General features: G+C 66.4%; 25 protein-coding genes. 15 read left to right on the forward strand and 10 right to left on the reverse strand.

Features of this window, described 5'->3' with window-relative positions:
* The first annotated feature begins 11 nt into the window (after window positions 1–11).
* Both ABIB49_RS00365 and ABIB49_RS00370 read left to right on the forward strand, forming a co-directional pair.
* Complete coding sequence (locus tag ABIB49_RS00365; protein WP_354156550.1) at window positions 12–1,025, forward strand: carbohydrate kinase family protein; 1,014 nt, start codon at window positions 12–14, stop codon at window positions 1,023–1,025.
* Window positions 1,012–1,545: a YbhB/YbcL family Raf kinase inhibitor-like protein gene (locus tag ABIB49_RS00370; RefSeq protein ID WP_282359475.1), complete on the forward strand. Its 534-nt coding sequence runs from the start codon at window positions 1,012–1,014 to the stop codon at window positions 1,543–1,545. The genes ABIB49_RS00365 and ABIB49_RS00370 overlap by 14 nt, the downstream gene beginning before the upstream one ends.
* A gap of 29 nt (window positions 1,546–1,574) precedes the next feature.
* Here the strand turns inward: ABIB49_RS00370 and ABIB49_RS00375 are convergent, their stop codons facing one another.
* On the reverse strand, window positions 1,575–2,924 hold the full coding sequence (locus tag ABIB49_RS00375) for an MFS transporter (protein WP_354156551.1): 1,350 nt from the start codon (window positions 2,922–2,924) through the stop codon (window positions 1,575–1,577).
* A 276-nt stretch (window positions 2,925–3,200) separates the two neighbouring features.
* Here ABIB49_RS00375 and ABIB49_RS00380 point away from each other — a divergent pair, with 276 nt between their 5' ends.
* Window positions 3,201–3,782 carry a PadR family transcriptional regulator gene (locus tag ABIB49_RS00380; RefSeq protein ID WP_226773112.1) on the forward strand — a complete coding sequence of 194 codons (582 nt, stop codon included), beginning with the start codon at window positions 3,201–3,203 and terminating at the stop codon, window positions 3,780–3,782.
* 69 nt (window positions 3,783–3,851) lie between these two features.
* Here ABIB49_RS00380 and ABIB49_RS00385 read toward each other — a convergent pair whose 3' ends face one another.
* The gene (locus ABIB49_RS00385) at window positions 3,852–5,306 is read right to left on the reverse strand and encodes an aldehyde dehydrogenase family protein (RefSeq protein WP_348774697.1); all 1,455 of its coding nucleotides are present in this window, start codon (window positions 5,304–5,306) and stop codon (window positions 3,852–3,854) included.
* Between the two features lie 165 nt (window positions 5,307–5,471).
* Here ABIB49_RS00385 and ABIB49_RS00390 point away from each other — a divergent pair, with 165 nt between their 5' ends.
* The 6 genes from ABIB49_RS00390 (at window position 5,472) to ABIB49_RS00415 (ending at window position 10,885) form a co-directional block, all read left to right on the forward strand.
* Window positions 5,472–6,569 carry an aromatic ring-hydroxylating oxygenase subunit alpha gene (locus tag ABIB49_RS00390; RefSeq protein WP_396021199.1) on the forward strand — a complete coding sequence of 366 codons (1,098 nt, stop codon included), beginning with the start codon at window positions 5,472–5,474 and terminating at the stop codon, window positions 6,567–6,569.
* A 46-nt stretch (window positions 6,570–6,615) separates the two neighbouring features.
* On the forward strand, window positions 6,616–7,620 hold the full coding sequence (locus tag ABIB49_RS00395) for a PDR/VanB family oxidoreductase (protein ID WP_226773109.1): 1,005 nt from the start codon (window positions 6,616–6,618) through the stop codon (window positions 7,618–7,620).
* A gap of 51 nt (window positions 7,621–7,671) precedes the next feature.
* Window positions 7,672–8,490 (forward strand): HAD family hydrolase, encoded by an 819-nt coding sequence (locus ABIB49_RS00400; protein WP_226773108.1) that lies wholly within the window; start codon window positions 7,672–7,674, stop codon window positions 8,488–8,490.
* Between the two features lie 101 nt (window positions 8,491–8,591).
* Entirely contained in the window at window positions 8,592–8,840 is a 249-nt protein-coding gene (locus ABIB49_RS00405) for a hypothetical protein (RefSeq protein WP_226773107.1), read from the forward strand.
* 128 nt (window positions 8,841–8,968) lie between these two features.
* A complete protein-coding gene (locus ABIB49_RS00410) occupies window positions 8,969–9,709 on the forward strand; it encodes a glycerophosphodiester phosphodiesterase family protein (RefSeq protein ID WP_226773115.1) in 741 nt (246 codons plus the stop codon).
* Window positions 9,710–9,760: 51 nt separating this feature from the next.
* Window positions 9,761–10,885: a glycerate kinase gene (locus tag ABIB49_RS00415; RefSeq protein ID WP_226773106.1), complete on the forward strand. Its 1,125-nt coding sequence runs from the start codon at window positions 9,761–9,763 to the stop codon at window positions 10,883–10,885.
* A gap of 64 nt (window positions 10,886–10,949) precedes the next feature.
* On the opposite strand, the gene ABIB49_RS00420 is transcribed toward ABIB49_RS00415, so the two are convergent.
* Complete coding sequence (locus ABIB49_RS00420; protein WP_256446425.1) at window positions 10,950–11,468, reverse strand: DUF6328 family protein; 519 nt, start codon at window positions 11,466–11,468, stop codon at window positions 10,950–10,952.
* A gap of 248 nt (window positions 11,469–11,716) precedes the next feature.
* Here ABIB49_RS00420 and ABIB49_RS00425 point away from each other — a divergent pair, with 248 nt between their 5' ends.
* Window positions 11,717–12,238 (forward strand): hypothetical protein, encoded by a 522-nt coding sequence (locus ABIB49_RS00425; RefSeq protein ID WP_354156552.1) that lies wholly within the window; start codon window positions 11,717–11,719, stop codon window positions 12,236–12,238.
* 111 nt (window positions 12,239–12,349) lie between these two features.
* On the opposite strand, the gene ABIB49_RS00430 is transcribed toward ABIB49_RS00425, so the two are convergent.
* Window positions 12,350–13,687, reverse strand: coding sequence for a uracil-xanthine permease family protein (locus ABIB49_RS00430; protein ID WP_226773103.1), 1,338 nt, complete (start codon window positions 13,685–13,687; stop codon window positions 12,350–12,352).
* 216 nt (window positions 13,688–13,903) lie between these two features.
* Here ABIB49_RS00430 and ABIB49_RS00435 point away from each other — a divergent pair, with 216 nt between their 5' ends.
* On the forward strand, window positions 13,904–14,509 hold the full coding sequence (locus ABIB49_RS00435) for a malonic semialdehyde reductase (RefSeq protein WP_226773102.1): 606 nt from the start codon (window positions 13,904–13,906) through the stop codon (window positions 14,507–14,509).
* A 193-nt stretch (window positions 14,510–14,702) separates the two neighbouring features.
* Here ABIB49_RS00435 and pgm read toward each other — a convergent pair whose 3' ends face one another.
* The gene (gene pgm / locus ABIB49_RS00440; RefSeq protein ID WP_226773101.1) at window positions 14,703–16,376 is read right to left on the reverse strand and encodes a phosphoglucomutase (alpha-D-glucose-1,6-bisphosphate-dependent); all 1,674 of its coding nucleotides are present in this window, start codon (window positions 16,374–16,376) and stop codon (window positions 14,703–14,705) included.
* 133 nt (window positions 16,377–16,509) lie between these two features.
* Here pgm and ABIB49_RS00445 point away from each other — a divergent pair, with 133 nt between their 5' ends.
* Window positions 16,510–17,109: a DUF4190 domain-containing protein gene (locus ABIB49_RS00445; protein WP_354156553.1), complete on the forward strand. Its 600-nt coding sequence runs from the start codon at window positions 16,510–16,512 to the stop codon at window positions 17,107–17,109.
* Between the two features lie 19 nt (window positions 17,110–17,128).
* On the opposite strand, the gene ABIB49_RS00450 is transcribed toward ABIB49_RS00445, so the two are convergent.
* The 4 genes from ABIB49_RS00450 to ABIB49_RS00465 all read right to left on the reverse strand — a co-directional run bounded on the left by ABIB49_RS00450 (window position 17,129) and on the right by ABIB49_RS00465 (window position 22,280).
* Window positions 17,129–17,989, reverse strand: a complete 861-nt coding sequence (locus ABIB49_RS00450; protein ID WP_354156554.1) for an aminoglycoside phosphotransferase family protein — start codon at window positions 17,987–17,989, stop codon at window positions 17,129–17,131.
* Between the two features lie 4 nt (window positions 17,990–17,993).
* Window positions 17,994–19,463, reverse strand: coding sequence for a peptide MFS transporter (locus ABIB49_RS00455; RefSeq protein WP_226773098.1), 1,470 nt, complete (start codon window positions 19,461–19,463; stop codon window positions 17,994–17,996).
* Window positions 19,464–19,614: 151 nt separating this feature from the next.
* Window positions 19,615–20,727, reverse strand: coding sequence for an alcohol dehydrogenase catalytic domain-containing protein (locus tag ABIB49_RS00460; RefSeq protein ID WP_282468053.1), 1,113 nt, complete (start codon window positions 20,725–20,727; stop codon window positions 19,615–19,617).
* 110 nt (window positions 20,728–20,837) lie between these two features.
* Entirely contained in the window at window positions 20,838–22,280 is a 1,443-nt protein-coding gene (locus tag ABIB49_RS00465; RefSeq protein ID WP_282468054.1) for an amidase, read from the reverse strand.
* Between the two features lie 273 nt (window positions 22,281–22,553).
* Between ABIB49_RS00465 and ABIB49_RS00470 the strand changes: the two genes are divergently transcribed.
* The 3 genes from ABIB49_RS00470 (at window position 22,554) to ABIB49_RS00480 (ending at window position 24,193) form a co-directional block, all read left to right on the forward strand.
* Window positions 22,554–22,880 (forward strand): rhodanese-like domain-containing protein, encoded by a 327-nt coding sequence (locus ABIB49_RS00470; protein ID WP_226773821.1) that lies wholly within the window; start codon window positions 22,554–22,556, stop codon window positions 22,878–22,880.
* An 18-nt stretch (window positions 22,881–22,898) separates the two neighbouring features.
* Window positions 22,899–23,879: a prephenate dehydratase gene (pheA, locus tag ABIB49_RS00475; RefSeq protein ID WP_226773822.1), complete on the forward strand. Its 981-nt coding sequence runs from the start codon at window positions 22,899–22,901 to the stop codon at window positions 23,877–23,879.
* 92 nt (window positions 23,880–23,971) lie between these two features.
* The gene (locus tag ABIB49_RS00480; RefSeq protein WP_226773823.1) at window positions 23,972–24,193 is read left to right on the forward strand and encodes a hypothetical protein; all 222 of its coding nucleotides are present in this window, start codon (window positions 23,972–23,974) and stop codon (window positions 24,191–24,193) included.
* On the opposite strand, the gene ABIB49_RS00485 is transcribed toward ABIB49_RS00480, so the two are convergent.
* A complete protein-coding gene (locus tag ABIB49_RS00485) occupies window positions 24,190–25,254 on the reverse strand; it encodes a diacylglycerol/lipid kinase family protein (RefSeq protein ID WP_226773824.1) in 1,065 nt (354 codons plus the stop codon). The two genes, ABIB49_RS00480 and ABIB49_RS00485, sit on opposite strands and share 4 nt — an antisense overlap.
* Window positions 25,255–25,306: the final 52 nt, after the last annotated feature.

The following is a 25,306-nucleotide window of genomic DNA, read 5'->3' on the forward strand; positions in this document are numbered from 1 at the left end:
AGAGTATTGACATGCTCACTGTAATTGGCGAGGGCCTGGTAGATGTAGTCCAGCGTTCCTCCGGGATCCAGGCCCATGTCGGCGGAAGCCCCCTAAACGTCGCAGTCGGACTTGCGCGGCTGGATCATCCCGTGCAGTTCATTGGCCGCTACGGACGCGACGCGTACGGCGAGGCCGTGGCGGCACACCTGAAGTCCAGCTCGGTGATGCTCCCGGTGGGTCCCGACGAGCTGCCCACGTCCGTCGCCACCGCCCTGATCGACGACGACGGCGCCGCCAGCTACACGTTCGAGCTCGCCTGGGAGTTGCCCGGCCTCGCTGACCGCTTGCCGTTGATGCTGCAGTCAACGACGCTGCTGCATACCGGCTCGATAGCAACCATGCTGGCTCCAGGCGCCTCCGAGGTGCTCGCCGCCGTCGAACACGCCCACCCGCTGGCCACCGTCAGTTTCGACCCCAACTGCCGGCCCAGCATCATCACCGACGTGGACTATGCACGGGGGCAGGCGGAGAAATTCGTCCGCCTGGCGGATGTGGTGAAGGCCTCGGACGAGGACCTGGAGTGGCTCTACCCCGGCGAGGACCCGCTTGATTCCGCCCGCCGCTGGCTGGCACTTGGCGGCTCGGTGGGTCCGGCCATGGTGGTGGTGACCCGCGGCGCCCGGGGGCCCTGGGGTGTGAATGCCGCCGGCGAAGCCCACTTCGCCGCGCCGTCAGTGCAGGTCGCGGACACGGTTGGAGCCGGGGACTCGTTTATGGCGGCGCTGCTGTCGGGGGTTGTGGACCGGGGGCTGGACGGGGCGCAAAACCGCCAGGAGCTCTGCAGGCTTTCGGCCGAAAGCCTGCGGGATCTCCTCGCCCATGCCTCCCGGGCCGCCGCTGTCACCGTCTCCCGCGCCGGCGCCAACCCGCCCACCCGCGCGGAACTGGCCCGGCTGGAGGCTGGTAGCGTGGGTTCCGGCACCCCCTGGCAGGCCCGGCCGGACAGCAGGAAGAACGAGAAAGGCAGCCATGACGGCCCATAATCCTTACGCAGCACTTCCCAGCGTCGCCGCTTTCGAGGTCAGCAGCGAGTCCTTCGAGGACGGCGGAACCCTTCCCCCGGCACAGCGCAGCGGCCTTATGGGCGCCGGCGGCACGGACGAGTCCCCGCAGCTGAGCTGGAGTGGTGCACCGGCCGGGACGAAGAGCTTCGCGGTGACCGTCTATGACCCCGACGCCCCCACGGCGAGCGGGTTCTGGCACTGGGCCGTGCTGAACATTCGGGCTGATGTCAGCTCACTTCCGGCCGGTGCCGGTTCCCGCGACGGCGCGGCCCTTCCGGCCGGGGCCCTGCAGTTGAGGAACGACGCCGGATTCGCCGGCTACATCGGGGCGGCGCCGCCAAAGGGGCACGGGCCGCACCGCTACCTGATCGTGGTCCACGCCGTCGACGTCGACCAGCTAGGGGTCGACATCGACGGCAGTCCTGCCAGCCTGGGCTTTGCGCTCTTTAGCCACACGCTTGGCCGGGCGCAGCTGACGGGGCTCTTCGAACAGCACTAGGCTCTGGTGGCCGCCTGCCGCGGACGGCGTCAGGGCGCCGACGCCAGGCTTTCCTCGGCCGCGGCTTTAGCTGCTGTTGTGGTCTCGGCGAGGTCCGGGCGCATCGCGGCCACGGCGCCGCCGGCCACCAGCACCACAACGCCGACTCCCATGTAGAGCATGGACGCGGTCCAGTGTGCGTCCAGCAGGGCGCCGGTGATCAGCGGCGCGACGATCGCGCCCACCCGGCCGACTCCGATGGCCCAGCCGACGCCGGTGCTCCGGATGGAGGCACCGTACAAGGCGGGGGTGATGGTGTACATCCCGGCAATGCAGCCGTTGATCAGCATGCCCACGACTCCGCCGGCGACAAAGGCGAGGGCCAGGATTCCCGCAGTGGAAATGAACATCACCATGGTGGCCGCGGAGAGGACGGCGAAGACGACCATCACCTTGCGGCTGTTCCAGCGAATGGTCAGCAAACCGTAGAGCAGCGACCCGAAAGTACCGCCCAAGGTGAGCATAAGCCCGCCGATCACGCCTTGACTCTCGGTCATTCCGGCCGTGACCAGAAGTCGCGGAGTCCAGCTGTTGACGAAGTAGAAGCCGAACATGGCGGCGAAGAAGGCCAGCCAGACAAGCCAGGTGGAGCGTCGGGTTCCGGCGGTGAAGAGCTCGGACACCTTATTCCTGCGCCCGGCAGCTGCGGCTGCGGGTGGCAGTTCAGTCACTGCCGGTTGCCCGATTTTGCGGGCGATCCGGTTCAGCCTGGCCACAACATTGCGGGGCCTTCTGGTGGCCAGGAAGTCCACCGACTCCGGCAGGAGCAAGGCGAGCAGTACAAAGACGGCGGCGGTGCAGATGCCGCCGAAGAGAAACACCGAGCGCCAGCCGAAACTGGCCTGCAGGGTAACGGCAGCTGCCCCGCCCAGTGTTGCCCCCACGCCGTATCCGGCGGTGTAGATGCTGATAGCCAGACCGCGCCAGCGCTTGGATGAGTACTCACTGGCGATCACGTTGGTGCAGGCGAGGATGCCGCCGATGCCCAGGCCGGTCACGATCCGCCAGATCCCGAGTTCGACGGCCGAATGGGAAAGGGAGGCGAGCAGCATTCCTGCGGCGGCAAGGGCGACGGAGACAAGGACCATTGGCCGGCGTCCGATGACGTCAGCGAAGGGAGCCAGGCCCAAGGAACCGATGGCCATGCCGACCAGCCCGGCACTGAGCAGGACACCAAGTTCTGCGCCGCTGAGGCCAAAATCGCGGGTGACGCTATTCGCGGTGAAGGCCATGGCCAGGACGTCGAAGCCGTCCAAGGCGTTCAGCACAATGCACAAACCGACAATGAGCCATTGGTACAACGACATGCGTGACGCGTCAATGCGTTCCTGCAATTGCATGGGTGACTACTTTCTGGAATCCGCGGACTGGCCGGCGGTGGCGGGTGGGCCCTGGCGTGAAACGAGCGGGTGCTCCGTGCCGGGCCGTCGGCGTCGAGGCCTGCCCTTCGTCGTCGAAGGAGGACCTACTGCCGCATATCTATAGTGATAGGTATGTGGCGTGACACACATCATAACTATCTCCATAGATAGTTGACAAGGGGTTTAATGGGATGAGCCCCGGCGGGCGGGCGAAAAACACCCGACCGGGTTCTTGACGAAGAAGATCGGCGGCAGATGAGCCTGCGGTACGCACTATTGGCATTGCTGACGTCCCAGCCCCTCACCGGGTATGACGTCTACAAGCACTTTGAGCGCTCGGTCGGCTACGTATGGCACGCTCCGGATTCGCAGATCTACCCGGAACTACGGCGGATGGAAAAGGACGGCCTGCTCGGCGGGGTGGAAGAAGCCTGGGGCCAAAAGGGCAAGAAGAAGCGCTATCACATTACCCCCGACGGGGTGGAGGCATTCCGGGCCTGGATGAATACCACGCTCGACTATGCGCGGGAGCGCGACCCGATCCACCTCAAGGCCGCCTACCTCGAATGGGCTGAACCAGATGCGGCCAGGGCCCAGATGCGCGCCCATATTGACTACCACTCGTCACGGGCACAGCAATGGCGGGAGATGATCGCCAGCCTCGAGGACCGCAGCAATCCCACCTTGGCCCGGCGCCTGGAATCCGCGCCGGAAGAGGACCGGGCAAAAATCGCAGGCTACAAGATTTTCACCTATGAAGGCATGATCGACCGGGCCGAAGCTGAAGTCGCATGGGCCCGCCGCGGGCTGGAGTTGATTGACAAGCTCGAAGCCTGAGCCCGCGCGCCGGCGGACCCCGGGTCCGGGGCCCGCTGGCATGCTGATTCCAGTCGCGCGGGTTTCGGCTTAGAAGGGGTACCGGGCAGGCTTGGCCTGCATGGTGACCCACTGGTTTTCGGTGAACGATTCCAGGTTGGCCTCGGCGCCGCCGATCCGACCGCCGGTCCCGGAATTGCGGACACCGCCGAAGGGAATGTGGGCTTCATCGCCAACGGTCTGGTCGTTGATGTGGACCAGCCCGGACGGGATGTGCCGTGCGATGCTCCAAGCACTCATCGCGTCGGAAGTTATGATGCTGACCGAGAGCCCGTATTCGGAATCCTTGGCCAACTCCACGGCTTCCTCAACCGTGCTGAAGCGAATCACGGGCGCCACCGGTCCGAAGACTTCCGAGCAGAACGCGGGCGTATCCGGACGCACCCCGTCCAGCACGGTGGGCGCATAGAACAACCCGTCGAAGGTGCCGCCCGCAAGCAGCGTGGCGCCGCCGGCCACGCTGTCGGTGACCAGCCGATGGATGTTGTCCCGCTGTTTCACGTCAATGATCGGGCCCAGAGCCACCTGTTCGGTGAAGGGATCGCCCACAGTGAGTTGCCTGGCTTTCTCGGCAAGCAGCGCCACATACTCGTCCGCGATGGATTCGTGCACGATATGGCGTCCGGCCGTCATGCAGATCTGGCCTTGGTGGAGGAAAGAGCCCCAGGCGCCGTTGGAGGCCGCCAGTTCCACATCGGCATCGGCTAGGACGATCATCGCGTTGTTGCCGCCGAGTTCGAGGTGCGCCCGCTTGAGATGCTCGGCAGCCGAGGCCCCGACGCGGCGGCCCGCGGCCGTTGAACCGGTGAATGCGATGACGCGGGTTTCCCGATTGGCCACCAGCGAAGCGCCGGCCTCCGCTCCTCCCGGCAGCATCTGCAGGACTCCGGCCGGCAAGCCCGCCTCCTCGAAGACCCGGGCGATCGATACGCCGCCGGCCACGGCAGTCCGCATGTCCGGTTTTAGCACCACGGCGTTTCCGAGGGCCAGCGCGGGGGCCACGGCCCGGATGGCCAGGATCAGCGGAACGTTGAACGGTGCGATCACCCCGACGACGCCGACCGGAACCCGCCGGCTGAAGCTGAGCCGCTCGGGATCTGCGGCCGCAAGCAGCTCGCCCTGGCCCCTGGAGGGAAGGGCTGAGGCCTCAAAGCACTCCTGCGCCGCGGTATGGGTTTCCAGCTGGGCCTTCGGCAGGATCGAGCCTGCCTCACGGATAATCCACTCGTGGATCTCGTCGGCGTGTTGTTCGAACAACATGCCTGCACGCCGCAGGACCGCTGCGCGCTCTTCGAAGCTGGTTTCAGCCCATGCTGGCTGGGCGGCGGCAGCCGCCTTGCAGGCTGCGTCGACGTCGTCGGCCGACGCGGTGCCGATGCGCCCCAGCTCCTTGCCCGTGGCCGGTTCAACAACGGCAGTGTCGCCGCTGTCCGAAAGCGTCCAGCTTCCGGTAAAGATTTTGCCGTCCCAGATTGTGGGGTCCATCAGTTTCACGGGGCTGCCTCTCGGTGGATGGTCCGGCCCTCGCGTCGTCGCGGAGGTCAGGGTCAGGTGTTGGCGGCTCTTGTCACTATCTATCTTCATAGATATGCTGTGATTCAGAACACTACCTATGAAGGTAGATAGTAGCCGGAACCGGAAGGAATGACCATGACGGCAATGATGCAGTCTGTGAGCTCGACGACGAACAAGGTGCTGGGCTATCCGCTGAACGCCTGGTACGTGGCCGCGTGGGACCACGAGGTCACCAGGAAGCCAATGCCGCGCCGGATCGCCGACCGGCCGCTGGCCCTGTACCGCACCGAGGATGGCAAGGCAGTGGCCCTCGCGGACGCGTGCTGGCACCGTCTGGCCCCGCTGTCAATGGGCAAGACCCTGGCGAAGGACCAGATCCAGTGCCCCTACCACGGCATCATCTACGACTCCGCGGGCCGCTGCGTGTCGATGCCGGCCCAGGAAACCATTAACCCGAGTGCGACAGTGCCCTCGTTTCCGGTGATTGAACGGTACCGCTACATCTGGGTTTGGCTGGGTGACCCCACCCGGGCCGATCCGGGTCTTATCCCCGACATGCACCAGATGAGTTCCGACGGCTGGGCCGGCGACGGCGAGACGATCTTCGCCCCCTGCAACTACCAGTTGGTGCTTGATAACCTGATGGACCTCACCCACGAGGAGTTCGTCCATTCCTCGTCCATCGGCCAGGACGAATTAAGCGAATCTGACTTCGTCGTCACGCAGGACGGCAACACGGTCACGGTCTCCCGCTGGATGCTCGATATTGACGCCCCGCCGTTTTGGCTCAAGAACATGCGGGACAAGTTCCCGGGCTTCGAAGGCCGGGTGGACCGCTGGCAGATCATTACCTTCCAGTCGCCGTCGACAATCAACATCGACGTGGGCGTCGCCAAGGCGGGTACCGGGGCGCCCGAAGGTGACCGCAGCCAGGGCGTAAACGGCTTCGTGATGAATACCATCTCGCCGGAAAGTGCCAAGACCTGCCACTACTTTTGGGCCTTTATGCGCAACTACCGGCTGGAAAGCCAGCTCATCACCACCCAGCTGCGCGACGGCGTCCACGGCGTCTTTGGCGAGGACGAAGCCATGCTCAAGGCACAGCAGGAAGCAATCGATGCAAATCCGGATTACGAGTTCTACAACCTGAACATCGACGCCGGCGGGATGTGGGTCCGTCGCCTGATCGAGCGCCAGCTGGCCGCCGAGGGCCGGCTCATCCCGACCACCTGATTGCCTTCCCGCTGTTCCGGATCCGCTGAAAAGTTAGAAGAACGACATGGCAGCAACAAACACAGAAGTCTGGCAGGCGGGCACCGTCGTCGAGGCGGAGTCCCTTACCGCGCAGACCAGGCGCCTGGTCATCGCGCCGGCCCTGCCCAGGAGGGCGGAGCCCGGCACGCACATTGACGTGATGGTGACAATAAACGGTGAACGCCAGAAGCGCTCATACTCCGTCGTGGATTCCAGCGAGGACGGGCAGCAGTTGGCCATCAGCGTCTTCCTGTCCCCGCAATCCCGGGGCGGGGCGGTCTTTATGCAGGAACTCCAGGTCGGGGACCGGCTGGAGATCACGCAGCCGCTGCAGAATTTTCCGCTCCGGGTCGGTGCGCCGCGGTATGTCCTGCTGGCCGGCGGCATCGGTATTACCGCGATGGTCAATATGGCCCGGGTCCTGAGGAACATCAAGGCCGAGTACGTCCTGGTCTATGCAGGACGCAGCCGCGCTGCCATGGCCTACCTGCCGCAGCTCGAGGAGCTCCACGGCGGGGCCCTTCGCGTGCACGTGGACGATGAGGGCACGGCGCTGAACGTCGATGAGCTGTTGGCCGGGGTGGACCCGGAGTCGGAGCTTTATATGTGCGGGCCGATTCGGCTGATGGATGCCGTGAAACGCGGCTGGCAAGCGCTCGGACTCAGCCTGCCGAACCTGCGGTACGAGACCTTCGGCAACAGCGGCTGGTTTGACCCGGAGGAATTTGTGGTCCGGGTCCCCCGCCTGGGGGTGGAGGCAACCGTCGGCGCCGGCAAGTCCATGCTGGAAGCCCTTGAGGATGCCGGCGTCGACGTGATGTTCGACTGCCGCAAAGGCGAATGCGGGCTCTGTGAAGTCCGGCTTCTTGGTGTCCAGGGCACCATCGACCACCGGGACGTCTTCTACAGTGAGCGCCAGCAGCACGCCGCGGCGAAGATGTGCTGCTGCGTCTCACGGGCAGTCAGCTCCGACACCGGAGCCCGTTCTGCGGCCGCCACCGAACGCGCCGTGATTTCCATCGACCTCTAGGCGGGGCTGTCCGGCCACGTCCCGGTCCCGCGGCCCACGTAGACTGGCAGTATGCGGCTGGTAGCAAGTGACATTGACGGAACGATCCTTGGCCATGACGGGAAAATCAGTGACCGGACCGTCCGTGCGTTCCATGCCTGCCGGGAAGCAGGCATCGAACTGGTCTTCGTTACGGGACGTCCGCCGCGCTGGCTGCACCCCCTCGAGGAACAGCTGGGCCACACCGGCACGGTGATCTGTTCCAACGGAGCTGTGGTCTGGGATCTCGAAGCAAACCGGTTGCTCTCGGCCCGGGCCCTCCAGCTGGACGCCGTGTTCGAGACCCGCCGCATCATCCGGCGGCTGCGCCCTTCGGCATTTTTTGCCGCCGAAACCCTGACCGGTTTCCATCTGGAACCGGGATTCCTCGACGACGGCGCCAGCCGGCTGCTGGCCGAGGTCACCCCCGCACCGTTGCACAGCACGCTGACCGCCGGGGACTCCGTCGTGAAGTTCCTGGCCATTGTCCGGGAGGGCAGCGCCGATGATTTCCTGGCCGAGGTGACTCCCGCCGTCGCCCATCTCGCAGCCGCGACGCACTCCGCGCCGAACATGGCGTTGCTGGAACTATCGCTTCCCGGCGTCAACAAAGCCGTGACGCTCGCCGAATACGCGTCTTCCCTCGGCGTCGGCGCCGCCGACGTGGTGGCGTTCGGTGACATGCCCAATGACATCGAAATGCTTCGCTGGGCCGGGGACGGCTACGCGATGGCCAGCGGCCACCCCGAGGCCATCCGCGCCGCCGGACAGCAGGCGCCGCACTTCGACGACGACGGCGTCGCGCAGATTCTCGAGGGTAAGCTCGCCGGGCTCGGCCTCCTGCGCCCTTGACCGCACTGACACCGGACTCCCAGCCTCCGGACAACTGACGTTCACCTTGGCGTTTTACCGTGGAGTTTCACGACGGATCAGTTGAGTGACGGTGGGAAATCATGGCCAGATACCGCATGGACAACTCGGACGACACGCCCCTGCGCCGGGTGGTGCCGGACGAGCACTGGAACAGCCTGCAGCAGGGTGACCGTGTTAGTGTCCGGCTGGCGCCCGGCTACGAGACCGGAGGCCGGGTAGACGCCATCACGGCGGACCACACAGCTGTGTGGGTGCACCTCGACGGCGGCCGCGGGCGCACGCTGCTGCACTGCAGTGACGGCGTGCAGATCCTTCCGCCCGCCAACTGACCGGGCACCTGGCGGTTGCAGCCGTCCGGTGCGGTCCGGGGCTCCGATAGGCTTCAGGAGTGAGCACCCCGCACCCGTTTTTCGCCTCCGGACCTGCCTCCGGCGTCGGCCCGTGCCTTCCCGTGGCCATGGCGCACCGCGGTTTCTCCCGGGACGGCCTGGAAAACTCCATGGCCGCGTTCCGCGCCGCCGTCGACCTCGGGTTCCGCTATCTGGAGACGGATGTGCACACCACCGCCGACGGTGTCCTGCTGTTGTTCCACGACGAAACCCTGGACCGGGTCACGGATGGCCGCGGCCGGATCTCGGAACTCCCGGCGGCTACCGTCGCGCTCGCCAGAATCGGCGGCGCGGAGCCTATTCCGTTGTTTGAGGAGCTCGCCACCGCCTTCCCGGAGGTCCGGTTCAACCTGGACGTCAAAGACTGGACCTCGGTGGACCCCCTCGTGGCGGTGATCGAACGGTTCGGCCTGCACGAGCGTGTACTGATCGCCAGTTTCTCGGACCGCCGGCGCCGCGCCGTGCTCAGGCAGCTGAGCCGTCCTGCGGCTGGTTCGGCCGGCATGGTATCCAACGCCCTCTTTGTCCTGCTGGGACCTGTGCTCCCGGCCGCGGTCATGGCCGCTGTAACGCGCCGGACGCTGCAGGGGGTCCACGCGCTGCAGGTTCCGGCCAGTTACGGTGCCGTGACCGTCGTGACCCCTGGCTTCGTCCGGCGCGCCCACCGTCACGGCTTGCAGGTCCATGTCTGGACCATCAACGACCCCGCGGAAATGCACCGGCTGCTGGACCTGGGGGTGGACGGGATTGTCACCGACCGTGCTGACCTGCTCAAGGAAGTCCTGCAGGAACGTGGGTGCTGGGCTTAGACACTGCGTCGGGGCGACCGGCCCGGACCGCCGGACTGGCAGGATAGAGCCATGCGCATCCTGATCGCCCCGGACAAGTTCAAAGGCTCCCTGACGGCCGCCGAAGCCGCCTCTGCCATCGCCGAAGGTGCTTTGCGCGTCTATCCGGACGCCGAAGCCGTCCAGTTCCCGGTCGCTGACGGCGGCGAAGGAACCCTTGAGGCGGCCGTCGCCGCGGGGTACGAGGAACGGCTGAACGCCGTCGTCGGGCCGATCCTGGCACCCGTTGGAGCAGCCTGGGCACTCCGAAAGGACGCTTTCGGCGGTGCCGCAGCCGTGATCGAAACCGCGCAGGCCTCCGGCCTGGCACACATGGCGCCGACCCCGTCCAACGCGCTGCGCGCGCACAGCTACGGCTGCGGCCAGCTAATAGCCGCAGCCCTCGACGCCGGCGCCACCGAGATAGTGCTGGGCCTGGGCGGTTCGGCGATGACCGACGGCGGCAGCGGTGCGCTGCGCGCGCTGGGCCTCAAACCGCTGGACGACGCCGGAAATGTGGTGCCGCTCGGCGGCGGCTCGCTCGCGGACGTGACAGTGCTCGATGTCAGCGGCCTGGATCCCAGGCTGGCCGCTGTGACGTTCCGGATCGCCGTCGACGTGCAGAATCCGCTGTTCGGCAACGACGGGGCAGCCCACGTGTTCGGTCCGCAGAAGGGCGCGGATGCCGACGCCGTGGAGTTGCTCGACGCCGGGCTGCGCAATTGGGCCTCGATCCTGCGCCAGGCCACCGGACGGGACGTCAATGTTCCCGGGGCCGGGGCCGCGGGGGGCTTCCCCGCGTCATTCCTGGCCTTTGGCAACGCCGCATTGGAAGGCGGGTTCGCCCTGGTCGCCGGGCTCACCGGACTCGCCGGAAAGCTCGCCGACGCGGACCTGGTGATCACCGGCGAGGGCTCACTCGATTCGCAGTCGCTGACCGGCAAGGCGCCGATTGCGCTCGCCGACGCCGCACAGCGCCTCGGCATCCCGGTGATTGTGGTCGCGGGGCGGATCCTGGTCACACCCGAGGACCTGGCCCGGCACGGTGTTGTGGCGGCTGCTCAGCTGCTCGATATCGCCGCCAGCCCGGAGGACGCCGTCGCAAACGCCGCGAAGTACCTTGCCTGGGCCACCAGCCAGGTGCTTGAAGGGGCCTAAAGCGCCGGGGGATTGTCCGAAAGTGCGTTCCGCGATCTGTTTGATGACGGGTTCTCCTCGCGGGCTATCTCATTCTGCCTTCTTCGGCGTGCCGGCGCAGCCTCCTGGGCACGATGACCAAGAGGATAAACAACACTGCAAGCAGCACCGCCCCGGCAGTGAGCCCCGCCGCCCGGCCCGCCGTGACATCGAAAATCAGGGCGGTGGTGCCGACGCTGAGCAGTCCGATGCCGGAGAGGGCAACTTTGGCGATCTTGTCCGCATTGGACACGAGGGCGGCCCGGAGATGCTGCCGAAACAGGCGCCGGTGCACGCTCACGGGCAAGAGGATCAGGGCTGTGGTGAGGGCGGCCAGCGACACGTTGGCAAGATAGAGGGACGTCTGGAACCTGTCCAATGTCTCAAACCTGGCCTGAAATGGCAGGGTCAGCAGAAAACCGGCGAGGAGCTGCACGCCGGTCTGCAGCACCCGCAATTCCTGGAGCAACTCCAACCAGTTGCGGTCGAGCTTCTCGATGGCGGATTCGGTCCGGTGCACCTGCGCGGCCAGGCCTGACGACGGCTCCGGCCCCGGCGCACGCATGGACGGTCGATCGGTCACGGCTGGGCCTCCGGGGGTATGCGAATCCGGCTGCGGCGGCAGCCATCACTCAACTTAGGCTTGAAGTGAAAGAAGTTCAAGCGAATGCTAAGGCTACTGATGAATTCCGGGTAGGGTGGAATTGGTGACTTCACGGTGCGATCCTCGCGGGTCCGGCGCCACGTCCTGGCCACGTGCCGTTGTCGAATAAGAATCCACGCAGTTCACATTTCCAGCACGGGAGGAACAGCATGACTCAGGAGAAACAGCAGGAACCGATTGAGGAAGCAGGCGGCTACGGCACGCCGACCGCGGAACAGGAACTGCCCGGCGGCGACACCACCAAGTTCGCCCAGCCGCGTGATGAAGAAGCGTTCGACGCCGCAGGACTCAGCCAGGACAGCCCGGACGGGGAGACCTACCCGGCCGGGGCCCCGAACCTGAGCCAGTTAGGTGCCGCAGACCAAGACAGTGCAGGAGAACCCGGGGCAGGACGCTTCGGAGGAACGGAGGAACAAATGAGTGCAGAAAACGCCAGCACCACACCTGGCTACGACGCCGACGCCGACGAGAATTCCGAGGCGGCGATGCCGTCCTCGGAGGCGGAAATGGACGAGACCAATACCGAACGGCCCGACGCCGGCCGGCCGTTCTCCTCGGAGCCCGGGCAGGACGCGGCGGGTCTGCCCGACGGATCGGGAACGGACCTGCCCGAGGACAAGGCACGGAAGGACCGCGACGGGGACAGCACGGAAGCGTTCGACGCCGGCTAAAGCCGCCGCCCGCAGACAGCGGGACCCTGGACAGCGAAGGCCGGGATCCGTGCACCTTGGGTGGTGTTCGGCTCCCGGCCTTTCGGCTGCAGGCGGCGGGCGAAGCGGCCGTTAGCGGCGCTTCTTCGGCGCGCGCCTGCCCGGCGTCGCCGCGGCGGGGGCCACAGTCTCGGTTTCGGGCTCGGCAACGGTACCCCGGGCCGTTGCGATGGCCTTCATGCCGTGGTAGATCACGAGGGCCGCGGCGGAGCCGAGGGCGATGCCGGTGAATTTCAGGTCGCCAATGGTCCAGGTGTAGTCGGCGATCCCGACGATGAGCGCGACGGCGGCCGTGGTCAGGTTTACCGGGTTGGCGAAGTTAACCTTGTTCTGCACCCAGATCTTGACCCCGAGGACGCCGATCATGCCATAGAGCATCGTCGCCGCCCCGCCCAGCACGCCCGCCGGGACGGTGGCGATGAGTTCGCCGAACTTCGGTGAGAAGCTCAACACGACTGCGAAAAGGCCCGCCACCCAGTAGGCCGCCGTCGAATAGACCTTGGTGGCGGCCATCACGCCGATGTTTTCCGCGTAGGTGGTGGTTCCGGAGCCGCCGCCGAAGCCAGCAAGCACAGTGGCAGCGCCGTCGGCCATCAGCGCACGCCCGGAGACGCCGTCGAGGTTCTGGCCGGTCATCGCGGACACGGACTTCACGTGGCCGATGTTCTCCGCTACGAGCACCAGGACCACCGGCACGAACAAGCCCACCACACCGAGGTGGAATTCCGGGGTCTGGAAGTACGGCAGCCCCACCCAGGCAGCGGAGTCCATCTTGGCGAAGTCCACTTCGCCGCGGATCATCGCCACGAAGTAGCCGAGCACTACGCCGACCAGGATGCTCAGCCGGCCCAGGATGCCGCGGAAAAAGACGCTGACGACGATGATCGTGGCCAGCGTGATGAGGGCGGTGATGGGGGCCGCATCGAAGTTGTTCTTCGCTGCGGGCGCGAGGTTGAGGCCGATCAGACCCACGATGGCGCCCGTCACGATGGGCGGCATCAGCCGGTTGATCCAGCCGGCACCGAACTTCTGCACCACGGCGCCGATGATGGCCAGCCCGGCTCCGGCCAGCACCACGCCGCCGAGGGCGCCGGCAACGCCGTACTGCTGCTGGGAGGCCATGATCGGCGCGATAAAGGCGAAACTGGACCCGAGGTAGCTCGGCACCTGGCCCCTGGTAATAACCAGGAACAGCAGGGTGCCGATACCGGAGAAGAACAGGGTGGTGGCCGGCGGCATGCCCGTGATGATCGGGACGAGGAAGGTGGCACCGAACATGGCGACGACGTGCTGCATCCCGATCCCGATGGTCAGCGGCCAGGCCAGGCGCTCATCGGGCTTCACAACCTCACCGGGGCGGACCGACCTGCCGTTGCCGTGGAGCTTCCATTTGGTACCGAGCATGCTCATTGCCGGGCCTTTCAGAGAATATGTGGCGTGGGGCGGGAAGGAATCTTCCGGAGCAACTTTACCGCGCCCCTGATTCCGGCCCGTGTCACCGCCGGCAGGTCCGTGCCGGAGGTCACAGGGCATTGCGGGAAGGAACGGCAAGAAGTTGAAGTTGCAACTAAAGACAGCACTCAGTGGCCGCCGACCCGGCGGGTACGCCAAGCGAAAAGGATGCCCATGACCATCGCCCATGACGAAGCAGTAATCGGCGCCGCAGCAGTGGACGCCATCTTTGCCGAGGCCCGCACCGCGAGCACGTTTACCGGTGAGGTCACTGACGAACAGGCCCGGGCCATCTACGAGCTGACCAAGTTTGGTCCCACCGCGTTCAACTCGCAGCCGCTCCGGGTGACGTACATCCGGTCTGAGCAAGCACGCGCGGCACTTGTCGAAACCCTTGCCCACGGCAACCGCGCCAAAACAGCCTCCGCGCCCCTTGTCGCCGTTCTGGGCTACGACACGTCTTGGCAGGAACAGTGGGAAAACTTCCTTCCCGGCTACAACGCGCCCAAAGCCATGTACGACGCCGCCCCGGACCTCGCCGCGGCCACCGGGAACAACAACGCCCACCTGCAGGCCGGCTACTTTATCCTCGCCGTCCGGTCCCTTGGCTTCTCCGCCGGACCCATGACAGGTGCAGACTTCACCGCTATTGATGCGGCGTTTTTCCCCGACGGCAGCCAAAGGAGCTTCCTGGTGGTTAATATCGGGCAGCCGGCCGCGGACGCCTGGGGTGCCCCGAAGCCGAAGTTCGCCTACGAGGACGTTGTCCGCACGCTCTGACGGGAAGCCGCCGGCGAGGGGGTGGTCCCGGCGGTGTCCAGGCGCGGAGGTGCCTCCGGCACCATGGGGGACAGGCCGGAGGCACTCGGGACGCAATTCTGCGGTTGAGCGCACGGCCGCATCCGGGGCCGCACCTGAGTTTATCCCTCCTGGGGGCCCTAAAACAGGGCCCAACGGCCGCAGGTGTGCCCGGTCAGGAAATGACGCCGTCCACCAGCGCCTTTGCCTCGGCTTGGACCTGCTTGAGGTGCTCCGCGCCCTTGAAGGACTCGGCATAGATTTTGTAAACGTCCTCGGTACCGGACGGACGGGCCGCGAACCAGGCGTTCTCCGTGACGACCTTAAGCCCGCCGATCGCCGCCCCGTTGCCCGGCGCCTCGGTCAGCTTGGCCGTGATTGTTTCACCTGCCAGTTCCGTGGCGGTAACGTCCGACGGCGACAGCTTGCCGAGTGCGGCCTTCTGCTCCCGGGTGGCCGCTGCGTCGATCCGTGCGTAGACCGGGTCGCCGAATTGTTCGGTGAGGCCCTGGTAGAGCTGCGACGGCGACTTGCCTGTCACCGCTGTGATCTCCGAGGCCAGCAGGGCCAGCAGGATGCCGTCCTTGTCCGTGGTCCACACGCTGCCGTCTTTTTTGTTGAACGATGCGCCGGCAGATTCCTCGCCGCCGAAGGCCCCCTCCCCGGACAGGAGCCCGGGGACGAACCATTTGAAACCGACCGGCACCTCAACCAGCTTGCGTCCCAGGCTTTCAGCCACCCGGTCGATGATGGATGAGGACACCAGCGTCTTGCCGATCACGGACTGCGGGTTCCAGCCGGTCCGGTGCCGGTACAGGTAGTCAATCGCAACGGCGAGATAGTGGTTCGGGTTCATCAGCCCGCCCTGTCCATCAACAGAGGGCGTCACGATGCCGTGCCGGTCGGCGTCGGCGTCATTTCCGGTGGCGACGTCGAAGGCAGCGGACCCGTCCGCACCAGCAGCCATCCTGTTGATCAGTGAGGCCATCGCCGACGGCGAGGAGCAGTCCATCCGGATCTTTTCATCCCAGTCGAGTGTCATAAAGGCCCACTGCGGGTCGACGGTGGGATTGACCACTGTGAGGTTCAGGTGGTGGCGTTCGCCGATCTCGCCCCAGTAGTCCACCGATGCGCCGCCCATCGGGTCGGCGCCGATCCGGACGCCCGCCTCCCGGATTGCATTGAGGTCCAGGACGGAGGGGAGATCGTCCACATAGCTGGACAGGAAGTCGAACTTGCCCGTGGTGCCGGCGCTCAGCGCCTCGGCGAGGGGAATCCGTTTAACGCCGCGCAGCCCGTTTTCCAGCAGTTCGTTGGCGCGGTTGGCGATCCAGCCGGTCGCGTCGGTGTCGGCAGGCCCGCCGTGCGGGGGGTTGTACTTAAACCCGCCGTCGCCGGGCGGGTTGTGGCTGGGGGTCACCACGATGCCATCAGCCTGGGGGGCGCCGGCGGCAGAGTTGTTGTTGTGCGTGAGGATCGCGTGGCTCAGCGCCGGGGTGGGTGTGTAGCCGTGCCGGGCGTCGATCAGCACGTGCACGCCGTTAGCCGCGAGCACCTCGAGGGCCGAATTCTGGGCTGGTTCGCTGAGCGCGTGGGTGTCCTTGGCCAGGTACAGGGGTCCGGTGATGCCCTGGCCTGCCCGGTACTCCACGATTGCCTGGGTGATGGCAAGGATGTGGGGTTCGTTGAAGGAGGCCTTCAGACTGGAGCCACGATGGCCGGAGGTGCCGAAGGCCACCCGTTGGCCCGGGTCCGTCAGATCGGGGGATACGTCGTAGTACGCATCCAGTAGCGCAGTGATGTCAACAAGGTCTTGGGGTTGGGCAACAGTGCCCGCGCGGCTAGCCATGGCACCAGCATGCCAGACCGAAGGGGCAGTCAACACGATTTCGGCGGATTGCGGCTCCTATGACGAAGAAATGGCCTGCCCGCGGAACAGCCCGGCGGTACTCTGGGTCTAGAGGCTTTAAGAGGGGAAATCCATGACCGAGCAGCCAAAACACGGCAACGGCGACACACCGGAGGGCTACGGTCCGGCGGCCACAGGGCAGGGACCGGGAGGGGGGCAGCACGGCTGGCCCGCCCCGGGCTACGGCCAGCCCGCCGCACCCTACGGCGCGCCCTATACTGCGGCACCGCAACAGCCGGACGGGCAGCCTCCCTACGGGCAGCCTCCCTACGGTCCGCCCGCCCCGTACGGTCCGCCCGCCCCGTATGGGCAGGCCGGCCCGTACGGTCCGCCCGCCCCGTATGGGCAGGCCGGCCCGTATGGGCAGGCCCGCGGCACGTTTAACGCCTACGGCCAGCCGGCATATTACGGGCTCCCCGCCGAACCCAAGGGCCTGAGCATTGCCAGCTTATGCTGCGGCATCGCCGCCCTTGTGGGGTTGGGATTTTTTATCCTGCCCCAGATTGCGGCCGTCATCCTGGGGCATCTGGCGCTGAGGCGCGAGCCCGGCGGAAAAGGCATGGCCATCGCCGGGCTTGTCCTGGGCTATGTGGGCATCGCCCTGACAGTCCTGGTGATCGTGATCATCTCGATCGTGGCCGGTAGTGTCCGCTACACCGGCGTTGCGGTCTGAAGTCCGGGCCAGCGGCCAACTAGGCCGTCAGCGCCGCCACCAGCGCGTCGGCGTTGGCTTCGAGCCACGCCGCGCGGCGGCCGATCAGCTCACCCACGCCGTCGTTCCACATCCGGGCCCAGCCGCCGCCGAGTGCCGCGGCGTTGTGCCGCATCCGTTCACGGCTCAGTGCCATGGCCTCGATGCCGACGGCCGGCAACCGCCGTCGTTCGCCGTCATCCCAGCCGTAGGCGTCCGCGAAGAGCCGGAGTCGACGGAACGGGTCTGTGCTCTCCCAACCTGGCCAGAGGTCGGCCGGGTCGTGGAGCGGTGTCCAGTGCATCGCCGTATTAAAGGAATCCTTAAAGGCCGTTGAGGGCCCGGCAAGGTCGAAGTCCACCAGGCCCACCGCCACCCCGCCGCGGACCACAACATTTTGCGGCGTCACATCCAAGTGGCACACCAATGTGCGCCCGGCGCTGTCCGGACTGTCCGGCCGGACGGCTTTGGGCGGGAACGGGTGTTCCCTCGGGATGTAGCCGGACGAGGCCGTATGCAGTCGGCGCAGCATCCGGGCCACGGACACCAGCAGTTCCTCGGACTGCACCCACAACTCCGGAACGGACCCCGCGCACTGCCCGGGCACAAAGGTCAGGACGTCCCTGCCGGCCGCATCCCGGCCCAGGAACCGCGGCGAGGCGTCGAATTCCGCGTCTTCGAGCCAATCGAGGTATGCCGCGACGGCCAGTGACTGCGGCTGGTGCGGGCGGCGGATGGTTCCGCCCGCCCGCACCACGCCGTCGGTGACATCGCCCGCCGGCATCAGTTCGACGTCGGACGCCTCGCCGGGGGCGGGGATGTAGACGCGGGACTCAATTGACGGGCGATGCCTGGAGCTCATCGGCTCAGCGTACGCCGCCCATTAGCTTCTTGATCGCCGGCGAGGCAGCTGCCATGCCAACGGCCAGCAGCATGGCGGTCCCGCCGATGCCGATGAAGTACGGAAGTTCATCCTCCGGGTTGTACAAGCCGGCCAAAATGCCCGCCAGGGTGGTGCCCAGGGACACCGAGAGGAAGAACAGGGCCACCATCTGCGTGTGGAAGGCCTTGGGCGCCAGTTTTGTGGTTACCGACAGGCCGATGGGCGAAAGGAACAGTTCCGCGAGGGTAAAGAGGAACAGGATTCCCACAAGTGCCAGGAGCGGAGTTTTGCCTTCCCCAGCCAACGGAATAAAGGCCAGGAAGGCCAGCCCCATCACAAAGAGGCCGATCGAGAACTTCAGTGCCGAGCCGGGCTGCCTGCGGCCCAGCCGAGTCCAGAGCGCGGCCATAATACCGGCGAAGATGATGATAAACACCGGGTTGATGGACTGCACCCAGGCGGCCGGCATTTCCCAGCCGAACAGGTTGCGGTCCAGCTTCTCCTCCGAGTACACGGCGATGAAGGTGAACTGCTGCTGGAAGAGGGCCCAGAACGCGGCCGAGGCGATGTACAGCGGGATGAATGCCGCCACGCGCCGGCGTTCGGTGCCGTCCACCTTTTTGCTGCTGAAGATCAGGATGAAGTACAGCACCGAGGCGCCGATTGCGGCGTAGGCCATGGACATGGCAAGGTTTTGCGCGTTCACAGCGCCGGTGGCGAGCAGCGCAGCTATGACGGCGGCAATGCCGGCGAAGACTATGCCGTACTTGGTGCGCTCCGCAGCGGGCAGCGGGTTGGCCACACGCTGGGATTCCTCGGGCAGCTTCTTGCGGCCCAGGGCGTAGACGCCGAGGCCCAATGCCATCCCGACGGCGGCGGCGCCGAAGCCCCAATGGAATCCCTGGCTTTCCTGCAGCCAGCCTGTGACCAGCGGGCCGATCAGGGCGCCGGCGTTGATGCCCATGTAGAAGATAGAGAAGCCGGCGTCGCGGCGTTCGTCCTTCTCCCGGTAGAGACTGCCAACCAGCGCGGTGGCATTGGCCTTCAGGCCGCCGGAACCGACACCCACCAGCACGAGGCCGGCGATGAGGCCGGGAATGCCGGGGACCAGGGCCAGGGCGATGTGCCCGGCCATAATCATCACGGCGGAGCCGAACAGTACCCGCTCCGAACCGAAGAGCCGGTCCGCGAGCCAGGCGCCGAGGATGGTGGAGAGGTACACCCCGCCGCCGTAGGCGCCGACGAGGCTGGCGGCGAGGCCCTGTTCAATCTCCAGGCCGCCCTGGGCAGCCGTGAAGTACATGTAGTAGAGGAGGATGCCTTGCATTCCGTAGAAGGAGAAGCGCTCCCACATTTCTACGGAGAAGAGGCTGGCCAGCATCTTTGGGTGGCCAAAAAAGGAGGTATCGCCCGGCGTTGTAGCGGGGGGATCAGTTAAATGAGTTGTGCTCATTTACTTAATGCTGACAGTGTGTCGCGGGATTGTCACATTCGCGGCGCCCCGGGGCAAGTCATTTCGGGGTGCGCTGTCACTGGATGACGTTTCCGATGCGGCGTTTGGGACCCGGTAGCCTCACCCGGTGGGAACGGCGGGTGGGGGCAGGCTACCCGGCGTCGAACATGATGACTTGGCGGACCGCTTTTCCGTCGGCCAGCTGGTCCATGGCCTGGTTGATGTCCGCCAGTGCGATGCGGGACGAAATCAGCCCCTCGACCGGCAGTTTTCCTTCCCGCCAGAGCTGGGCGTACTTCGGAATATCCCGGGACGGCACTGCTGAGCCAAGGTAGCTGCCGACGATGGTCCGGGCCTCCGCCGTGATGGTCAGGGGCGAGATCTGGGCGCGCGCGTCCGGGTGCGGCAGGCCCGCGGTGATGGTGGTGCCGCCCACAGCGGTGGCGGCGAAGGCGGTCTCGAAGGCGCGCGGGTTACCGGCGCATTCGATCACGTACCGGGCCTTGATGCCCTCCGCCAGGACCTGCTGCGGGGTGTAGGTCTCGTGGGCGCCCAGACGGCGGGCGTGTTCGAGCTTTTCCTCGAGCGTGTCCACGGCGACGATCCGCGAGACCCCCTGCGAAACCGCGGTGATCAGCGCGGCCATACCAACGCCTCCGAGCCCCACGATCATCACACTGTCCTGCGGCCGGGGCCGGGCCGCGTTCAGCACCGCACCGCCGCCGGTCAGCACGGCGCAGCCGAGGACGGCGGCGACGTCCGCCGGGATGTCATCATCGACCGGGACGGCCGAGGCGCGGTCCACAACGGCGTGGGTGGCGAAGCCGGAGACGCCCAGGTGGTGGTAGATCTTTTCGCCGCCGCGGCCCAACCGCATCGATCCGTGCAGGAGGGTACCTTCGCCGTTGCTCCTGGAACCAGCGGTGCAGGGGAGCCGCCCATCTTCCCCGCAATTCGGGCACCGTTCGCAGCGGGGCAGGAAGGACATCACAACACGCTGGCCGGGCGCCAGGTCCTTGACCTCCGAGCCGACCTCGACGACGCGTCCCGCAGCCTCATGCCCCAGCAGCATCGGCACCGGGCGCACCCGGTTCCCGTCCACAACGCTCAGATCCGAGTGGCAGATGCCGGCGGCTTCGATCTTCACCAGGACCTCGGTGGGCCCCGGACCGTCCAGCTCCAGCTCGGAGATGGTGATGGGCTTGGAGTCAGCGAAAGGGCGGGGGCGCCCGATTTCCTCGAGTACAGCACCGGTGATCTTCATTGTTCCCTTTCAGTTGGGAGCCTTCAGAGAGTGGACATGTCCTGGCGTTGACCAGCTCCACCGTATCGGCCGCGTCCGCGGAAATCATCCCGGCTCATCCCGGCGGGAGGCTAGAAGCCCAGCTGTGTGGCAAGTTGCAGCAGCAGGGCCTCGGAGCCCATCGGCCCGATCAGCTGGATTCCCATCGGCAGCCCCGAGCCGGCCGCGCCGCCGGTCCAGTGCACCGGAAGGGTGATCGCGGGCAGCCCGCATACGTTTACCATCGAGGACCACGGTGCATACTCGCACTGCTTGCGGTAGTCGCCGTCAGCGTCTCCGGCCCATTCGGCCGCTGGCCAGTAGCCGTTGCCGTGGGCAGTTCCGGTGAACCAGCCAACCGGACGGGGGGTCTGGGCCAACGCCGGCGTCAGGATAAGGTCCCAGCCGGTGTATTGGGCGATCGTGTCCCGCTGGAACCGGCGCAGGAACGCGAGGGATTCGGCGAGTTTCGCGGGACTCCGCTGCTGGGCCCGGCGCCGGAAGGTCCGGGTGAGGGGCGTCAGGAGCGCCTCGCGCTGGGGCAGGATCCGGGCGCTGCCGACGGCGGCGGTCCAGGCCGTGGTGAACGCATCCGGGTAGCGGTTGTCGTAGCGGATGGAGGCATCGGAGGTCTCGTGGCCCGCTGCTTCGAGCAACCGGACGCCTTCAGCAAGTGCGTCGAGGGCCTCGGGGTCCGGGGTGAAGGGGAAAATCGTCTGCCACGGGCTGTCCAGGCTGACGCCAACGCGCAGTGTCCGTGGTTTTCGCGCTGAGTCTTCCAGGTAGCCCGGTGCGCCCTCCCGGCGGACCCGCTGCGGACCGGCGGGCTTGAGCGCGTCCAGCAGCAGGGCAGCGTCGGCGGCCGAGCGGGCCAGCGGACCGGAGACGACGAGCCCCGCGGCATCCCCCGTGCTTTCCCCCGCGGGAACCAGCCCCCGCCCCGGTTTGAGTCCCACGAGTCCGCAGGCGGCAGCCGGAATGCGGACCGAGCCGCCGCCGTCGGATCCCGGCGCGAACGGCACCAGGCCGGCGGCCACCGCAGCTGCACTTCCACCGGAGGATCCGCCCGAGCTGCGGCTGAACGCATGCGGGTTGCGGGAGGGCGGCGCGATCCGGTTCTCGCTGTAGGCCGTCAGCCCGAACTCCGGCACCTGCGTTTTCCCCAGCGAGACCACGCCCGTGCCTTTGAGCTTGGCAGCCAGGGCGCCGTCGAGCAGGGCGGGTTTATGCTCCAGCGCTGCGCTGCCGTGGGTGGTGATAACTCCGGCGACGTCTGTCAGGTCCTTAAACGCCACCGGCACCCCGTGCAGCAGCGGCAGCCCGGCACCGTCCCGGGCGGATCGGGCGTAGCGGTCATCGGCCGCCGCCGCGTCGACCATCCCCTGCTCGGCCGTGACGGTGATAAACGCGCCAAGGTGCGGGTTTATCGCCGAAATGCGGTCCAGGAAGTGGCCGGCGGCCTGCCGCGCCGACAGTTCGCCCCCGCGAAGGGCATCGCGCAGCTCGACGGCGGTCAATTCATGGATTTCAGCCAAGGGAACGCGGCTCCAGCGCTCGCCCGGCCGCCCTGGCCCTCGGCTTCGGTGCACCTGCCCACTCCCCGGGCCCACGGGCGGACACGTTGGGCGTATGCCCAGGCCCCGCATCCGGGGGAGGACATGCGCGCGGGTGGGAACTGGACATGTCCCCTGTGCCAGTGGGTCTCCGGTGCGCCATCCCAGAAGCGTAACCTGCCGCCGGGTAGGGGTGCGGCGCTGGCCGGTGGCGATACGCTGAAGGTTGACCATTCATTCTGCGGAAGGACGACCATGAGCGACTTTGACACAGTGACCGTGTCCGACATCCCGGAAGGGGCCCGGATCCTCGACGTCCGCGAAGACTACGAGTGGGTGGCGGGCCACGCGGCCGGCGCCCTCCACATCCCGTTGGACCAGCTCCCGGCGCGGCTTGAGGACCTCGACCCGGACGAGGACGTTTTTGTTATCTGCCGCACCGGTGGCCGTTCCTTGCGCGCCGCCCAGTGGCTATCCGGACAGGGGTATTCCGCCCTGAATGTGGCCGGCGGCATGGACCAGTGGCTGGAAACCGGAATGCCGCTGGTGTCCGACAACGGACTCAAGCCCGTCATCCTGTAGCTGAAGAAAGAAGCGCCGATGCCCGCATCACCTGTGACGTATACCTTCCTCGGACCCGCGGGCACCTTCACCGAGGCTGCCCTGATGCAGGTTCCCGATGCTGCGGAAGCAATCCGTATTCCGTCCTCGAACGTCAACTCGGCGCTGGATAAGGTCCGCGACGGCTCTGCCGACGCCGCCATGGTGCCGATCGAGAACTCCGTGGAAGGCGGCGTCACGGCAACCCTGGACGCAATCGCCACCGGACAGGAACTCCGGATCCTGCGCGAAGCCCTGGTATCGATCAGCTTTGTGCTGGTGGCCCGGCCCGGCACCCGGATTGAAGATATCCGCCGGATCTCCACCCACGGCCACGCCTGGGCGCAGTGCCGGCTGTGGGCAGAAAAATATATTCCTAATGCTGAATATATCCCGGGTTCCTCCACCGCTGCAGCGGCGATGGGCTTGCTCGAAGGCGATATCCACTACGACGCCGCCATCTGCGCCCCGATTGTGGCCGCGAAGCAGCCAGGACTCCACGTCCTGGCGGAGAATATCGGGGACAACCCGGGTGCGGTGACACGCTTTGTGCTGGTCGGCCGGCCCGGCCGGCTGACCGAACCCACCGGCGCGGACAAGACCACGGTCGTGGTTCCGCTGCCCGAAGACCGCCCCGGTGCATTGATGGAAATCCTTGACCAGTTCGCGACCCGCGGCGTGAACCTGAGCCGGATCGAATCACGGCCTACCGGCCAATACCTTGGCCACTACTTCTTCAGCATTGACGCCGACGGACACGTGGCGGATGCCCGGGTTGCAGATGCCCTCGCCGGCCTGCACCGGATCAGCCCGGCAACCCGTTTCCTCGGGTCTTACGGACGCGCGGACGGCCAGCGCACCACAGTGGAGCCACACACCTCGGACCAGGCCTTCCGTGCCGCCCATGCCTGGGTAAAAGACATACTCTCGGGAGCATCAGTGGTGCCGGTATATACGTCGGGCGCTTCGCCCACAGCGTAGACAAATGCCGCATGCCGCACTTCCGCCCCTCTGCAACTGTGCGTATGCTTGCCTGATCCATATTGGGGAAGTCCGCTACGAGGGAGCAGGTTATGGCAGATACCAGCCTTGAAAATGACGGCCAGGGAATGATCGTGAACCCGAAGCCGACCGCTGACAATCAGGACTGGGACGGCGACGACGCCGACCGTGCAGACCGGCTGCGCTTCGAAGAGGAGCAGGCAATGATCCGGGAGCAGTCCGAGGCGCGCGCGGCCAAGGCTGCCGCGGAGGCGAAAAAGTCCGCAGCGGCGGCGACGGAAACCAGCGCCTAGCCTTGCTCGGTGCCGTTCTTGACGCGGACGAGCAGCGAGCCCGGGGCAACCTGTACGGTGACCTTCGTGGCCTCTCCGGACGGATCGCCGTCGACCTGTGTGGGCATTGGTTCCGGACAGCGGATGATGATCTTTCCGGAGCGGTAAAACGCCATCACCGGCAGGTTTCTCTTGTGTTTGAGCACAATCTTCCAGTACATCGCCAGCCAGCCGATCGCACTGCGCGGGCTCATCACCACCACGTCGAGCATCCCGTCATCAATCATCGCCTGCGGGATGAAATCAATCCCGCCGGGGATCAACCCGCAGTTCGCGAACAGTACGCTGCGGATCTTCCGGCTCTGCTCCGGCTGGTCGTCCAGTGAGATGGTCACCTTCTTGCGGCGGCCCGGGAGATGCCGGACCCCCGCTTCGGTGTAAGCCAGCCAGCCCACAGCCTTCTTGAGCCCGTCATTGGTGTCGCCGATGACCTCTGCGTCCATTCCGATGCCGGCGATGACCAGGAAGGTGTGTTCCGCCGATTCGTTGGTGCGGGCGTTCTCCACCGTCATCCGCGCCGTATCAATAAAGCGTTGCTGACCGAACAGGGCAGTCTGGACGCTCGCGCGCAGGTCGCCCACGTCCAGGTGGATGTTGCGGGCCAGCAGGTTGCCGGTGCCGAGCGGGATCAGGCCCATGGCGGTTTCCGTGCCGGCCAGAATGTCCGCCACCACCCGGACCGTGCCGTCGCCGCCGCCCACCAGTACGACGTCGGCGCCGGACTGGACAGCGGCCCGCGCCTGCGAGAAGCCCGGGTCCGCGGCAGTAGTTTCGTAAAACTGCGGCGGCGCCCAGCCCGCTGCTGCGCACGCATTCGCTATCAGTGTCCGGGCTTCGCCTGATCGGGCCTTGATCGGGTTCATCACCACTGCGACCTTCTGCTGGCCCAGGCCTGGGCTGTGCGTTTCCTCCGACACGGTGCTGCGGCTGTGCCTGGCTTTGAGCTTGCGCACTCCCCACCAGCTGGAGGCGGCAAACGCCAGAACTCCAGCGATGACGAGATAGAGCAGCCAGTCACGCATTGTGCTCCAACACTATCCCGCCGGTGGGCGGTGATTTGGTTGCCCGGTGCAG

Origin of the sequence: Arthrobacter sp. UYCu512 (assembly GCF_040547075.1) — a bacterium.
Lineage (GTDB): Bacteria > Actinomycetota > Actinomycetes > Actinomycetales > Micrococcaceae > Arthrobacter.

Bases quoted from the DNA above. Each gene is read 5' to 3' on its own strand.
- ABIB49_RS00400 (WP_226773108.1), top strand. From the start codon at position 7,672: ATGCGGCTGGTAGCAAGTGACATTGACGGAACGATCCTTGGCCATGAC.
- ABIB49_RS00470 (WP_226773821.1), top strand. From the start codon at position 22,554: ATGAGCGACTTTGACACAGTGACCGTGTCCGACATCCCGGAAGGGGCC.
- pheA (WP_226773822.1), top strand. From the start codon at position 22,899: ATGCCCGCATCACCTGTGACGTATACCTTCCTCGGACCCGCGGGCACC.
- ABIB49_RS00380 (WP_226773112.1), top strand. From the start codon at position 3,201: ATGAGCCTGCGGTACGCACTATTGGCATTGCTGACGTCCCAGCCCCTC.
- ABIB49_RS00405 (WP_226773107.1), top strand. From the start codon at position 8,592: ATGGCCAGATACCGCATGGACAACTCGGACGACACGCCCCTGCGCCGG.
- ABIB49_RS00395 (WP_226773109.1), top strand. From the start codon at position 6,616: ATGGCAGCAACAAACACAGAAGTCTGGCAGGCGGGCACCGTCGTCGAG.
- ABIB49_RS00445 (WP_354156553.1), top strand. From the start codon at position 16,510: ATGACCGAGCAGCCAAAACACGGCAACGGCGACACACCGGAGGGCTAC.
- ABIB49_RS00430 (WP_226773103.1), bottom strand. From the start codon at position 13,687: ATGAGCATGCTCGGTACCAAATGGAAGCTCCACGGCAACGGCAGGTCG.
- ABIB49_RS00390 (WP_396021199.1), top strand. From the start codon at position 5,472: ATGACGGCAATGATGCAGTCTGTGAGCTCGACGACGAACAAGGTGCTG.
- ABIB49_RS00370 (WP_282359475.1), top strand. From the start codon at position 1,012: ATGACGGCCCATAATCCTTACGCAGCACTTCCCAGCGTCGCCGCTTTC.
- ABIB49_RS00365 (WP_354156550.1), top strand. From the start codon at position 12: ATGCTCACTGTAATTGGCGAGGGCCTGGTAGATGTAGTCCAGCGTTCC.
- ABIB49_RS00410 (WP_226773115.1), top strand. From the start codon at position 8,969: ATGGCGCACCGCGGTTTCTCCCGGGACGGCCTGGAAAACTCCATGGCC.
- ABIB49_RS00425 (WP_354156552.1), top strand. From the start codon at position 11,717: ATGACTCAGGAGAAACAGCAGGAACCGATTGAGGAAGCAGGCGGCTAC.
- ABIB49_RS00480 (WP_226773823.1), top strand. From the start codon at position 23,972: ATGGCAGATACCAGCCTTGAAAATGACGGCCAGGGAATGATCGTGAAC.
- ABIB49_RS00450 (WP_354156554.1), bottom strand. From the start codon at position 17,989: ATGAGCTCCAGGCATCGCCCGTCAATTGAGTCCCGCGTCTACATCCCC.
- pgm (WP_226773101.1), bottom strand. From the start codon at position 16,376: ATGGCTAGCCGCGCGGGCACTGTTGCCCAACCCCAAGACCTTGTTGAC.
- ABIB49_RS00420 (WP_256446425.1), bottom strand. From the start codon at position 11,468: ATGCGTGCGCCGGGGCCGGAGCCGTCGTCAGGCCTGGCCGCGCAGGTG.
- ABIB49_RS00415 (WP_226773106.1), top strand. From the start codon at position 9,761: ATGCGCATCCTGATCGCCCCGGACAAGTTCAAAGGCTCCCTGACGGCC.
- ABIB49_RS00485 (WP_226773824.1), bottom strand. From the start codon at position 25,254: ATGCGTGACTGGCTGCTCTATCTCGTCATCGCTGGAGTTCTGGCGTTT.
- ABIB49_RS00375 (WP_354156551.1), bottom strand. From the start codon at position 2,924: ATGCAATTGCAGGAACGCATTGACGCGTCACGCATGTCGTTGTACCAA.
- ABIB49_RS00460 (WP_282468053.1), bottom strand. From the start codon at position 20,727: ATGAAGATCACCGGTGCTGTACTCGAGGAAATCGGGCGCCCCCGCCCT.
- ABIB49_RS00435 (WP_226773102.1), top strand. From the start codon at position 13,904: ATGACCATCGCCCATGACGAAGCAGTAATCGGCGCCGCAGCAGTGGAC.
- ABIB49_RS00455 (WP_226773098.1), bottom strand. From the start codon at position 19,463: ATGAGCACAACTCATTTAACTGATCCCCCCGCTACAACGCCGGGCGAT.
- ABIB49_RS00385 (WP_348774697.1), bottom strand. From the start codon at position 5,306: ATGGACCCCACAATCTGGGACGGCAAAATCTTTACCGGAAGCTGGACG.